This window comes from Streptomyces sp. NPDC018000 (assembly GCF_044328025.1).
GTDB lineage: Bacteria > Actinomycetota > Actinomycetes > Streptomycetales > Streptomycetaceae > Streptomyces.
The window spans coordinates 710,574-723,176 of sequence record NZ_JBIRGM010000001.1 but is presented as its reverse complement, the minus strand read 5'-3'; the positions used below and the strand labels follow the sequence as shown (position 1 = coordinate 723,176).

Genomic DNA, 12,603 nt, shown 5'->3' with positions numbered 1-12,603 from the left:
CGTTGAAGAATCGAGGCCAGATTGTTCCAGGAAAACGTCAGAATATGATGACCTGTGAAATCTGCATGTATGGGAACAAATGCGATCCGGCTCACTGTGTGCGGACATGCCGAAATGTCGCACAACGGGGCACCGCCCAAATATCACCTGCGGGATCCCTCTACGACTGGAGGACGCGCCTCCCGCAGCCAGGAAAAGCGTTGCCCGAGATTCACTCAGGTGTTACCGTCTGGACGGTGCGGGGGGGGAATCTTCGCATGCACGGGGGGCATGCGAAAGCTTTCACCTCTCGTGCCGGATTGCATCCAGAATGGGAAATCCGTGAAACTTGGCGCACGCCTGGCAACGACGGCCGGAACGGCCGCGGTCATCACTCTCGTTTTCGCCACTTCCGCTGAAGCCAACTGGTCAAGCAGCATTACAGCGGCAAGCGTGGGCTTCGAGTCCCGCCGCTGGTCCGACGAGTTGTACTCGCAGATCCAGTTCACCGGTTGTCACACCGACTCCGGTATAACGAAGAGCACCGATGTGCAGATGTGGCGCGATATCCCCTTCCAGCCCGACGACTCGTACGACACCAAGACCTTTACCGCCTGCTTCGGCAGTGGTACGAGCAACGGCGAGTGGACCGACCTGGGCTCGGGTATGAAGAACGTCTACTTCCAGATCATGAAGATCGGCGGCACGACCTTCGGCCCGCAGCTCAGTGTCAACAGTGTCAGTGTCGACACCACCAAAGCTGACGGCTGACCGAACATCCGCCCCGGGGCCGTCACGGCGGCCCCGGGGCGGCCCCTTAAACTCTGTGAGTCGCGATGAAATTCACCACCGCACTGCGTAGTAGCAGCGTGCGCTGGGCCGGCCCCGTTGTTCTCCTGCTGACTGCCCTTTATTACCTGACGGGAGAAGTCGCACCTCCCAGTCAATATCATCACTGGGCTCCGGCCATTGTGTCGGCTCCACTCATGGTTCTTTACGCGCTCGCCTATGCGGTTTCTGCCGCCCTTGGGGTATGGGAAAGCGGGCGGTTACGGAAAGCTCATATCTGGGAATTACTGCCCTCCCGTAGCCGATATCGGGTCGCGGCCAATGCGCTGTTGCCCGTGGTGATTTTGTCCTGGCTCGTATTGTTGCTGCCGCCGGCCGTGTCCCTCGTTCGCAGCGGCACTGTCCCGAGCCTCGACTCCCTGCGGCTGCCTTTGATGGGCATGGTGATATCTGTTGCCCACGCGATTGTTGGATTTGCCCTCGGCTCCGTTCTACCGCAACTGATCGCCACCCCTGTGGTTGCCGTGGTGGACTGGATTGCAGTCGCCTTCACCCGGGCCACACAGCCCTACTGGCTCCGCCATGTGTCCGGGCAGTTCTCCGACATCGGCTTCGGTGAAGTACCCCGGCTGGTGTCCGTGTCCGCGCCTGTCCTACTGGCAGGGGGCATCGCCATCGGCCTGATGCTTCTCTGGCTGCCGTACGGCCCCCGGGCACTGCGCGGTGTTCTCGCGCTCGGTGTCGCCCTGGCCGGTGTCCTCGGTGCTCACCACATCACCCGGGGCTGGCCGCACACGCCTCCCATGGCCACCGGCCTGGCCGCCGTGGACTGCACGGGGGAACAGCCCCGGGTGTGCATGCCGCAAGTGGCCTCCGGACACCTGGCACAGGCCCAGCGCGAAGCGTCCGACGTACTGCGCACCTTGCATGCCGCCGGAGTCCCCGGCACCGCCCCCACACGGATCGAGGACCTGCTCACCGGGACGGCCTCGGCCGGGTCCGGCGACCGGGTGTGGAGGATGAGTCTCATGTCGGCCGACCAGCCGCACGAGGCCGGCTATCAGGTCATGGTCCGGGCACTGAAGTTCCGCTGCGCGCAGGTTCCCGTCGTCCGGGCTCACTCCGTGTGGCTGTGGGCCGCCACCCGTACCGGACAGGTCGAGGCGTACCAGGACCGCCGCAGGCGCGAAGCCGTGACCCCCCAGAGCCGGCAGATCGAGAGCGAAGTCGGCGCCCAGGTCCGTTACGTTCTCGGCCGGGCGCCCGCCGAGCAGACCCAGTGGATCCGCAGCACCCTCAACTCCCCCTGTACAGCGAGCAGCACATGAGGTGGTGGATCGGCGCCCGGCGGGCGAATGCAATGATGCCGCTGGCGCTGGCCGGTTTCCTGCTGCCCCTGTTCGCGGTGCAGAACGTCCGGGTCGCCCTGCCTTCGCTCGTCGGTTCTCCTCAGGTCGCCCTCACCCTTTTCGTCCCCGTACCGGTCCTCGCCTGCCTCATGCACATCCTCGAATCGCGCCTCCCCGCCCCCGAGGACTCCGGGGTGCGGCCGATGGGCCGGTACGACGCCGCGCTCGTCGCCGTGCTGGCCGCGGGGACGCTCGGGTGCGCCCTGCTGGTCGCCGCCTGGGGGGGTACACAGGAGGCCGCCGCCTCGGGCCGCAATGTGCTCTTTCTGGCCGGTCTGATGCTCCTGGGGCGCGCCGTCGTCGGTCCGGCCGCGGTCCTGGTGCCCGTGGCCTGGCTCGTTCTTGTCGTCGGCATCGGCTTTCGTGGCAATGTGCCACGCCTGTGGACCGTCGTACCGCAGTCCGCCTACGACGTTCCCGCGGCCGTCGTCTCCCTGCTGGTGTTCATCGTCGGCGTGACCGCCCTGATCTTCGCTCCGAGGAAGGCACCGTGACCCTCGAACTCACCCGCTGCACCTATCGCTACCGGCGTCGGCGGCAGCCTGTCCTGCAGGACTTCGACTACGCGCTCCCCGAAGGGCTCTCCATCCTCCTGGGGCCCAACGGCGCGGGAAAGTCGACCTTGCTGAAACTCGCGGCCTCGGTCGCCACCCCACAGCGGGGCAGCGTCCACCTCGATGGGCTCCCGGCGGGAACAAAGCAGTACCGGCAGGACGTGGCGTGGATGCCGCAGGACATCACCCCCATGCCCGGGCTCACCGCACGCGAGTACGTCGCGTACATCGGCTGGCTCAAGGGCATGAGCCGTCCCGAGGCCTGGAAACGGGCCCGGAAGTCCCTCGCCCAGGTCGACCTCGCCGACCGGATGGACGAGCGCAGCGACCGCCTTTCCGGGGGCCAGTTGCGGCGGGTCGGGGTGGCAGGCGCGCTGGTGCACGGTGCCCGTGTTCTGCTGCTCGACGAGCCGACCGCGGGGCTCGACCCGTACCAGCGGCGTGTCTTCAGGGACATGCTCTCGGGGCTCACCGGCGACATCCGGGTGCTGCTGTCCACGCACGACGTCGCCGACCTCGCCGAGGAGGCCGACCACGTCACCGTCGTCTACGACGGCAAGATCGTCCACCACGGTGACACCAGCTCCTTCCTCGCCCTCACCCCGCCCGGCACCGTCGAGGGCCGTGCGGCCGAGGGCGCATACACAGCCCTGCTGCGCGGCTGCGGCGCCCGGGCCTGAGGTCCCCGACATCAGGCCCGGGCGTATTGCCCGCTGAGCCGCGGTGCGCGCGGCGCTCCGCGAAACCGTCCTCCCGACACGCAGAAGCCCGGATCGTCAAGCTGAGATGCCGTCGATCCGGGCCATCGCGTCGTCCGCGCCGAACGGTTGCAAGTACGGCAACCAGCGCGGGTCGCGGTGTCCCGTCCCGATGATGCGCCAGGCGAGACCCGTCGGCGGGGCGGGCTGCTGGTGCAGCCGCCAGCCGAGCTCCGGCAGGTGCCGGTCCGCCTTGACGTGGTTGCAGCGGCGGCAGGCGGCCACCACGTTGTCCCAGGCATGCTTTCCGCCGCGGCTGCGCGGAATGACATGGTCGACGCTGGTCGCGGTGGCGCCGCAGTACATGCAGCGGCCCCCGTCCCGGGCGAACAGCGCCCTGCGGGTCAGTGGCACGGGCCCCCGGTAGGGAACCCGTACGAACCGCTTCAGGCGGACGACACTGGGGGCCGGGACGGCCCGGGTGGCACTGTGCATGAAGGCGCCGGATTCCTCGAGGCAGACGGCCTTGTTTTCGAGCACGAGGACGAGCGCGCGGCGGAGCGGTACGACGCCGAGCGGCTCGTACGACGCGTTGAGAACCAGGACATGCGGCACGGTGGATGCCTCCTTGTACGCCGGCGGCGCGTGGCTCGCGCCGGGACGATCCGATCTCAGTCTCTACTCACGCCTGGTCAAAGCGCCACCACGTGCGGGTAACGGGCCGGGAGGATTTTTTCTCCGCTGCCTGCTTCCCGCGCCGTCGCCGCACGCCGGAACAGGCGCTTCGGGGCCGCCGCCGCAGTGGCCGCGCACGGATGTGCGATCGGCCACACGCCGCCTGCGCGCCCCCTGTGTGATGCGCTCTCCCCCCGATCGTGGCAATGGAACACTCGCGATCCCCCGTTAGTGTGGTTGGCCCGCCGTCGCCCATCTGGAGGTTCCACCGTGTTCCCGTCCGCCCTGTTGGCCGCAGCCCCGTCCCCCGGGCCCGGTGGCTCGCTGGACGAGGCCGCCGAACAGGCCGGAAACGCCGCGAGCTGGGTGGAAGAGAATTGGTCCACCTGGCTGAGCACCGGTCTGCGCATTCTGCTCATCGTCGCGATCGCGATCGTGTTGCGCGTCGCGATCCGTCGTGCTCTCACCAAGCTCATCGACCGGATGAACCGCAGCGCCCAGGCGGTGGAGGGCACCGCCCTCGGCGGGCTGCTGGTCAATACGGAACGCCGCCGTCAGCGCTCCGAGGCGATCGGTTCCGTACTCCGCTCGGTCGCGTCGTTCCTGATCCTGGGCACTGCCGCCCTGATGATCCTGGACGCGTTCCAGATCGATGTGGCGCCGCTGCTGGCCTCCGCCGGGGTGGCCGGTGTGGCGCTCGGTTTCGGTGCGCGCAACCTCGTCACCGACTTCCTCTCCGGTGTCTTCATGATCCTGGAGGACCAGTACGGCGTCGGCGACACCATCGACGCGGGCGTCGCCTCCGGCGAGGTCATCGAGGTCGGCCTGAGGGTCACCAAGCTGCGCGGCGACAACGGCGAGATCTGGTACGTCCGCAACGGCGAGGTGAAACGAATCGGCAACCTCAGCCAGGGCTGGGCGACGGCCGGTGTCGATGTGCCGGTGCGCCCCACGGAGAACCTCGACAGGGTCGGTACGGTGATCTCCGAGGCCGCCGCGGCGATGGCCAAGGAAGACCCGTGGAACGAGCGGCTGTGGGGCCCCGTGGAGATCCTGGGCCTGGACTCCGTGCTCCTGGACTCGATGACGGTCCGGGTGACCGCGAAGACGATGCCGGGCAAGGCGCTGAGCGTGGAGCGCGAGCTGCGCTGGCGGATCAAGCGGTCCTTCGACGAGGTGGGCATCCGCATGGCCGGCGGCATCCCGGCCCAGCCGGACGAGCCCTCGCCGGCCGACCCGACGGCCGGCATGGCCGCCCCCTCGGCGTACGCGTCGACGACCTCGCCGCAGTCCCTGGCCACGACACCGATCCCCCCGCCGGCGAACGTCTCGAAGTAGCGGCAGCCCTTGGGCAGCGCCCGCCGCATGTATCCGGGCGGCGCAGCCGGCAGGGCGGTGCGAAGCGTGAGTGCCTCCATGTCTCTACGGACAGCGGGGGATGACCCGCCGTGCTTTCACAGTCTCGAGTAACGCTTTGGTAGCCACCGGGGTTCTGACCATTGACGGCCCGGTGGCGTGCGCATAACGTCCTCTCACCGAATAGGAAACTTTCCTAACAGAGGGCAGGTGCAGTGCTCATGGCCGGAACCACACCGGGTACCCCCCGCGTACTGCGGGCCATGAACGACCGGGCCGCCCTCGATCTGCTGCTGGAGCACGGGCCCCTCTCCCGGACCAGGATCGGGAAGCTGACGGGGCTCTCCAAGCCCACCGCGTCGCAGCTGCTCGCGCGGCTGGAGGCCGCCGGCCTGGTCGTCGCCACCGGGACCACGGCGGGGCGGCCGGGGCCCAACGCCCAGCTGTACGCGGTGAACGCGCGGGCCGCGCATGTCGCGGGCCTGGATGTGAACGCCCGCCGGATCGTTGCCGCCGTTGCCGATGTGACCGGTGAGACGGTCGGGGAATTCGAGCTGCGCACCCCGGGGCGGCGTGCCGACAGTGTGGTGCGGCAGGTGGCGGATGCGCTCGACGGAGCGGTCAAGGACGCCGGGCTCACCCGCTCCGAGGTGCACCGGGTCGTCATCGGCACCCCGGGCGCCTTCGACCCGGGCACCGGACGGCTGCGGTATGCCTCGCATCTGCCCGGCTGGCACTCCCCCACCCTGCTGGACGAGCTGGCCGCCTTTCTGCCGATGCCGGTCGAGTACGAGAACGATGTGAACCTGGTCGCGGTGGCCGAGCAGCGGCTCGGCGCGGCGCGCGGGCACGACGACTTCGTCCTGTTGTGGAACGAGGAGGGGCTCGGTGCCGCCCTCGTCATCAACGGACGGCTGCACCGCGGCTTCACCGGTGGCGCCGGTGAGGTCGGTTTCCTGCCGGTGCCGGGCGTCCCGCTGGTCCGCCAGGTCACCAAGGTGAACGCGGGCGGCTTCCAGGAGCTGGCGGGCGCGCAGGTGTTGTCCCGGCTGGCCCGGGAGCTCGGCATCGACGACGCGCCGGTCCGCGGCTCGGGTACCCATCACGAGGTCGCGGCCGGCCTGATCGCCCGGGCCGCCGAGGCCGCCAAGGCGGGTGAGGACGGCCCGTACCCCCGGCTCCTCGATCTGTTCGCCACCGGCCTCGCGACCGGTCTCGCCTCCATGATCGCCGTACTGGACCCGGAAGTCGTCGTGCTGTCCGGCGAGCTGATCGCGGCCGGCGGGGAACCGCTGCGCGGCCGGGTGGAGTCCGAGCTCGTCGAACTGGCGGCCTCCCGGCCCCGGCTGATCGCCGGTGCCGTGACGCATCGCCCCGTCCTGCGCGGCGCGCTGGAGAGCGCACTCGCCACCACCCGTGACGAGGTCTTCGACACCTCGCGCTGAACCCCTTGCCGTCCCCTCGCCTTCAGTCATCGCCCTTCTCCGCCCATCCTTCATCGGGAGACCGCCATGTCCGGACACCGCAGGAAGACGGCTGCCGCGCTCGCCGCGACCGCCGCAATATCGCTGTTCGCCTCCGCCTGTACGGGCCAGAGCAACTCCGGTGCCAGTGATGACGCGTCCAAGGAGACGACCATCAACTTCTGGCACGGCTGGAGCGCCCCGAACGAGGTCAAGGGAATTCAGGCCACGGTCGACGCCTTCGAGAAGGCGCACCCCAATATCCATGTGAAGGTCGTCGGCAATATGACCGACGACAAGATCAACCAGGCGCTGCGGGCGGGCGGTTCGACGGCCCCGGACGTCGTCTCGTCGTTCACCACGAACAATGTCGGCAAATTCTGTTCGTCGAAGGCGTTCGTCGATCTGAACCCCTTCCTGAAGAAGGACGGGATCGACGCGGCCAAGACCTTCCCCAAGGCGATGAACGAGTACACGCAGTTCGACGGTGTGCGCTGCACCGTGCCACTGCTCGGTGACGCGTACGGGCTCTACTACAACAAGGACGCGTTCAAGGCCGCCGGCATCGCGAACCCGCCGAAGACCTGGTCCGAACTGGCCGCGGCCGCGAAGAAGCTGACGAAGACCAAGGGCGATTCGTACGAGCAGCTCGGCTTCATGCCGAACTACCACGGCTACGAGTCGACGACCGAGCACTACCTCGGTGGCTGGGACCCGGAGTACTTCGACGCGGACGGCAAGTCGAACATCGCCAAGGACCCCGCGTTCGCCGACATGCTCACCACCCAGAAGAAGCTGGTCGACGACCTGGGCGGCTACGAGAAGCTGGAGAAGTACCGTACGTCGTTCGGTGACGAGTGGGGTGCCAAGCACCCGTTCCACACGGGTCAGGTGGCCATGCAGCTGGACGGCGAGTGGCGGCTCGGGATGGCCGAGGAGAGCAAGCCGGAGTTCGAGATCGGGGTGGCCCCGATGCCCGTCGCCGACGACGAGCGCGACACCTACGGCAAGGGCTATCTGACCGGGACCGTCGCCGGTATCGCCGCCACCTCGCAGAAGCAGAACGCGGCCTGGGAGCTGGTGAAGTACATGACGACCGACACCGACGCGGTGGTGAACTTCGCCAATGCGATCCACAACGTGCCGTCCACGCTGGACGCGCTGAAGTCGCCGAAGCTGAAATACGACCCGCGGTTCAAGACGTTCCTGGACATCGCCGCGAACCCGAACAGCACCACCACCCCGCCCTCGGTGAACGGCGGCGCCTACCTGATGTCCCTGCAGAACCTCGGATTCGACATCGAGAAGGGCAAGCAGAAGGACATCAAGGCGGGTCTGGAGAAGACCGCCGAGGAAATCGACGCAGCGATCGCACAGGCGAAGTAGCACTGCGATGAGCACGAGTAAACGTACGAGCACGGGCACGTACACACTCCGTTCGAAGCGCAGAAGAACGGCGCTGCGGACGGCGGCCTTCATGTCGCCGTGGCTGATCGGGTTCTGCTTCTTCTTCGCCTACCCGCTGATCTCCACGCTCTATTTCTCCTTCACCAGCTACGACGGTTTCGCGGCCCCGGAATTCAGCGGGCTGAAGAACTGGTCGTACGTCTTCAATGAATACCCGCTGTTCTGGCCCGCGCTGCGCAACACGCTCTGGCTGGTCGTGGTCATGGTCACCTGCCGGGTGGTGTTCGGTCTCGGCGTCGGGCTGCTGATCACCAGGATCAAGACAGGTGCCGGAGTCTTCCGCACCCTGTTCTACCTGCCGTATCTGGCCCCGCCGGTCGCGGCGACACTCGGCTTCGTCTTCCTGCTCAACCCGGGTACGGGGCCCGTCAATTCGATCCTCGGCGATCTGGGGCTGCCCACGCCGGGCTGGTTCACCGACGCCACCTGGTCCAAGCCGGCCCTGACCGCGCTCGCGGTGTGGGGAGTGGGCGACCTGATGGTGATCTTCATGGCCGCGCTGCTCGACGTACCGAAGGAGCAGTACGAGGCGGCGGAGTTGGACGGGGCGTCCGCGTACCAGCGGTTCCGCTTCGTCACCCTGCCGAACATCTCGCCGATCATCATGTTCGCCGTGGTCACCGGGATCATCCAGACGATGCAGTACTACACCCAGCCACTGGTAGCGGGGAAGGTCGCCTCGGGGGTGATCGGCGGATCCGGGCAGCCGTTCGAGCCGGGCTATCCCGACAAGTCGACGCTGACGCTTCCGCAGCTCGTCTACAACCTCGGTTTCCAGCGCTTCGACTACGGCTCCGCCTGCGTGGTCGCACTCGTTCTCTTCGTACTCGCCATGGCGTTCACCGCACTGCTGATGCGGCGCCGCAGCGGACTGATCCAGGCAGGTGAGTGACGTGGCGCAGGCTCTCGACACCCGCAAGACAGCCGACCGGGCGACCGACCCGGTCAACCCGGCCGAACGCGCGGCACGCCGCAAGGCGCTGCTGAACTGGATCGCCGTGCACTCGCTCGGCGTCGCTGCCGCGCTCTTCTTCGTGCTGCCGTTCGTCTTCCTCCTGCTCACCTCGCTGATGAGCGACCAGCAGGCGCTGACCCGCGATCTGTGGCCGCACCCCTTCGAGTGGAGCAACTACAAGAAGGTGTTCGACACCCCGGGCTTTCTGACCTGGTGGAAGAACACCCTGCTGTACGCGGGGCTCGGCACCGTACTCACGGTCGTCTCGTCGGTGCCCGTGGCGTACGCGCTCGCCAAGTTCCGCTTCCGCGGGCGTCATCTTTCGCTGATGCTCGTCATCTCGATGATGATGCTGCCGCCGCAGGTCGTCGTCATCCCGATGTATCTGTTCTGGGCGAAGCAGCTGGACATGTCCGGCACGCTCTGGCCGCTGATCATCCCGATGGCCTTCGGTGACGCGTTCTCCATCTTCCTGCTGCGGCAGTTCCTGCTGACCATCCCGAACGAGTACCTCGACGCGGCGAAGGTCGACGGCTGCGGTGAGCTGCGCACCCTGCTGAAGGTCGTCGTACCGATGGCCAAGCCGGGCATCGCCGCCGTCGCGCTCTTCCAGTTCTTCTACGCCTGGAACGACTATTTCGGCCCGCAGATCTACGCCTCAGAGAACCCGGCCGCCTGGACGCTCAGTTACGGCCTGGAATCGTTCAAGGGCGCGCACCACACCGACTGGAACCTGACCATGGCCGCGACCGTACTGGTCATGGCCCCTGTGATCCTCGTCTTCTTCTTCGCTCAGAAGGCTTTTGTCGAGGGCGTCACACTGACCGGAGTAAAGGGCTGACCCATGAAGCTCGCAGTAGTTGGTGGCGGGTCCACCTACACACCTGAACTGATCGACGGCTTCGCCCGTCTGCGGGACACGCTGCCCATCGAGGAGCTGGTGCTCGTCGACCCGGCGGCCGACCGCCTCGAACTCGTCGGCGGCCTCGCCCGGCGGATCTTCGCCAAGCAAGGACACCCGGGGCGGATCGTCACCACCTCGGACCTCGACGCGGGCGTCGCCGACGCCGATGCGGTCCTGCTCCAGCTGCGCGTCGGCGGCCAGGCCGCCCGCAACCAGGACGAGACATGGCCGCTGGAGTGCGGCTGCATCGGCCAGGAGACCACCGGGGCCGGCGGCCTCGCCAAGGCGCTGCGCACCGTCCCCGTCGTCCTGGACATCGCCGAGCGGGTCCGCCGTACCAACCCGAACGCCTGGATCATCGACTTCACCAATCCGGTCGGCATCGTCACCCGGGCGCTGCTCCAGGCCGGGCACAAGGCCATCGGCCTGTGCAACGTGGCGATCGGCTTCCAGCGGAAGTTCGCCAGGCTCCTCGATGTCGCACCCGGTGAGGTGCACCTCGACCATGTCGGGCTCAACCACCTGACCTGGGAGCTCGGGGTCCGCCTCGGCGGCCCGGACGGCGAGAACATCCTGCCGAAGCTGCTCGCCGAGCACGGCGACGCGATCGCCGGCGATCTGCGCATGCCACGGGCAATCGTCGACCGGCTCGGCGTCGTCCCCTCCTACTACCTGCGCTACTTCTACGCGCACGACGAGGTGGTACGGGAGCTCGGCACCAAGCCGTCCCGGGCGGCCGAGGTCGCCGCGATGGAGAAGGAACTCCTCGCCATGTACGGCGACCCGGCGCTGGACGAGAAGCCCGCACTGCTCGCCAAGCGCGGCGGCGCCTTCTACTCGGAGGCGGCCGTGGACCTGGCGTCCTGCCTGCTCGGCTCGGGCGGCGCCGCTGTGCAGGTGGTCAACACGTACAACAGGGGGACGTTGCCGTTCCTGCCGGACGACGCGGTGATCGAGGTGCAGGCGAGGGTCGACGCAGCGGGTGCCACCCCGCTCGCCGTACCGGAGCTGGACCCGCTGTACGCCGGTCTGATCGCCCATGTGACGGCGTACGAGGACCTCGCCCTGGAGGCCGCGCTTCGCGGAGGCCGAGCCACCGGGCGGGCGGGTGGGAGAGACGCAGTGTTCAAGGCGCTGCTCGCGCACCCGTTGATCGGTCAGTTCGAGTACGCCGAGGCACTCACCGACAAACTGATCGCGCACAACCGGGAGCACCTGGCGTGGGCGTGAACGCTTTGGTCCTCGCGATCGATGCGGGGAACAGCAAGACCGATGTGGCACTGATCGGTGTGGACGGAACGGTGCTGTCGGCGGCCCGCGGCGGTGGCTTCCAGCCGCCGGTCGTGGGGATCGAGGCGGCCGTGGACGTTCTCGGTGCGGCCGTCGGCCGGGCGCTGGAGCTGTCCGGCACACCGGTCGGCTCCGTCGCACATGTGTCGGCCTGTCTCGCCAACGCCGATCTTCCGGTGGAGGAGGAGCAGTTGGCGGCGGCGCTGCGCGCCCGTGGCTGGGGATCCACGGTCGAGGTGCGCAACGACACCTTCGCGATTCTGCGTGCGGGGGTGGACGAGCCGCGGGGTGTGGCCGTCGTGTGCGGTGCGGGGATCAACTGTGTCGGCATGGTGCCGGACGGACGGACCGCGCGCTTTCCCGCCATTGGCCGGATATCCGGTGACTGGGGCGGCGGTTCGGGTCTGGCCGAGGAGGCGATGTGGTTCGCCTCGCGGGCGGAGGACGGACGCGGTGAGCCGACCGAACTGGCCCGTGCGCTGCCCGGGCATTTCGGGCTCGACTCGATGTACGCGCTGATCGAGGCGCTGCATCTGGGCCGGGTCGAGTTCGAGCGCCGGCACGAGCTGACTCCGGTGCTCTTCGCGACCGCGGCGGCCGGGGACCCGGTGGCGGGTGCGCTGGTGGACCGGCTGGCGGAGGAGGTCGTCGCGATGGCGTCGGTGGCGCTGAGCAGGCTCGGTCTGCTGGACGAGGAGGCGCCGGTGGTGCTGGGCGGCGGCGTGCTGGCGGCCCGCCACCCGCAGCTGGACGACAGGATCGCCGGGCTCCTCGCGGTTCGTGCCCCGAAGGCGCTGGTCCGGGTGGTGACGGAGCGTCCGGTCCTGGGGGCCGCGCTGCTCGGTCTGGATCACGTGGGGGTGTCCGGCGAGGTGCACGAGAGGCTGCGTACGCAGTACGGCTGAGGGCTCGTCGAGTGGTCTCTCCCAAGGGGCGTCCCACGGTGTTTCACGCCGCGGGACGCCCCTTGCGCACGGGAACCGTTCAGTTGTCCCGGACGTGTTCATGAGTGGGGGAAGATCGGTTCGCTTCGGGGATTGGTCCGCCGATCGTCTTGATCGGCG

12 protein-coding genes are annotated in these 12,603 nt (G+C 68.1%); 11 read left to right on the top strand and 1 reads right to left on the bottom strand.

Going from position 1 to position 12,603, the window contains the following annotated elements; genetic code table 11:
* Positions 1-432 precede the first annotated feature (432 nt).
* From ACH4EW_RS03455 to ACH4EW_RS03440, 4 genes are all read left to right on the top strand, one after another.
* Entirely contained in the window at positions 433-750 is a 318-nt protein-coding gene (locus ACH4EW_RS03455; protein WP_398250675.1) for a hypothetical protein, read from the top strand.
* 545 nt (positions 751-1,295) lie between these two features.
* Positions 1,296-2,096 carry a hypothetical protein gene (locus tag ACH4EW_RS03450; protein WP_398250672.1) on the top strand — a complete coding sequence of 267 codons (801 nt, stop codon included), beginning with the start codon at positions 1,296-1,298 and terminating at the stop codon, positions 2,094-2,096.
* Complete coding sequence (locus ACH4EW_RS03445) at positions 2,093-2,671, top strand: hypothetical protein (RefSeq protein WP_398250669.1); 579 nt, start codon at positions 2,093-2,095, stop codon at positions 2,669-2,671. Before ACH4EW_RS03450 ends, ACH4EW_RS03445 begins: the two co-directional genes overlap by 4 nt.
* Positions 2,668-3,411 carry an ATP-binding cassette domain-containing protein gene (locus ACH4EW_RS03440; protein ID WP_398250666.1) on the top strand — a complete coding sequence of 248 codons (744 nt, stop codon included), beginning with the start codon at positions 2,668-2,670 and terminating at the stop codon, positions 3,409-3,411. The genes ACH4EW_RS03445 and ACH4EW_RS03440 overlap by 4 nt, the downstream gene beginning before the upstream one ends.
* 96 nt (positions 3,412-3,507) lie before the next feature.
* Here the strand turns inward: ACH4EW_RS03440 and ACH4EW_RS03435 are convergent, their stop codons facing one another.
* Positions 3,508-4,044 (bottom strand): HNH endonuclease, encoded by a 537-nt coding sequence (locus ACH4EW_RS03435; protein ID WP_398250663.1) that lies wholly within the window; start codon positions 4,042-4,044, stop codon positions 3,508-3,510.
* Positions 4,045-4,374: 330 nt separating this feature from the next.
* Between ACH4EW_RS03435 and ACH4EW_RS03430 the strand changes: the two genes are divergently transcribed.
* From ACH4EW_RS03430 to ACH4EW_RS03400, 7 genes are all read left to right on the top strand, one after another.
* Positions 4,375-5,442 (top strand): mechanosensitive ion channel family protein, encoded by a 1,068-nt coding sequence (locus ACH4EW_RS03430; protein ID WP_398250660.1) that lies wholly within the window; start codon positions 4,375-4,377, stop codon positions 5,440-5,442.
* Between the two features lie 239 nt (positions 5,443-5,681).
* Positions 5,682-6,905: an ROK family protein gene (locus tag ACH4EW_RS03425; protein WP_398250657.1), complete on the top strand. Its 1,224-nt coding sequence runs from the start codon at positions 5,682-5,684 to the stop codon at positions 6,903-6,905.
* A gap of 66 nt (positions 6,906-6,971) precedes the next feature.
* Positions 6,972-8,309 carry an ABC transporter substrate-binding protein gene (locus ACH4EW_RS03420; RefSeq protein ID WP_398250654.1) on the top strand — a complete coding sequence of 446 codons (1,338 nt, stop codon included), beginning with the start codon at positions 6,972-6,974 and terminating at the stop codon, positions 8,307-8,309.
* Positions 8,310-8,400: 91 nt separating this feature from the next.
* Entirely contained in the window at positions 8,401-9,282 is an 882-nt protein-coding gene (locus ACH4EW_RS03415; protein WP_398251269.1) for a carbohydrate ABC transporter permease, read from the top strand.
* 1 nt (position 9,283) lies between these two features.
* Complete coding sequence (locus ACH4EW_RS03410; protein ID WP_398250652.1) at positions 9,284-10,186, top strand: carbohydrate ABC transporter permease; 903 nt, start codon at positions 9,284-9,286, stop codon at positions 10,184-10,186.
* Between the two features lie 3 nt (positions 10,187-10,189).
* The gene (locus tag ACH4EW_RS03405; RefSeq protein ID WP_398250649.1) at positions 10,190-11,479 is read left to right on the top strand and encodes a 6-phospho-beta-glucosidase; all 1,290 of its coding nucleotides are present in this window, start codon (positions 10,190-10,192) and stop codon (positions 11,477-11,479) included.
* Complete coding sequence (locus ACH4EW_RS03400) at positions 11,470-12,444, top strand: N-acetylglucosamine kinase (protein WP_398250646.1); 975 nt, start codon at positions 11,470-11,472, stop codon at positions 12,442-12,444. Before ACH4EW_RS03405 ends, ACH4EW_RS03400 begins: the two co-directional genes overlap by 10 nt.
* Positions 12,445-12,603: the final 159 nt, after the last annotated feature.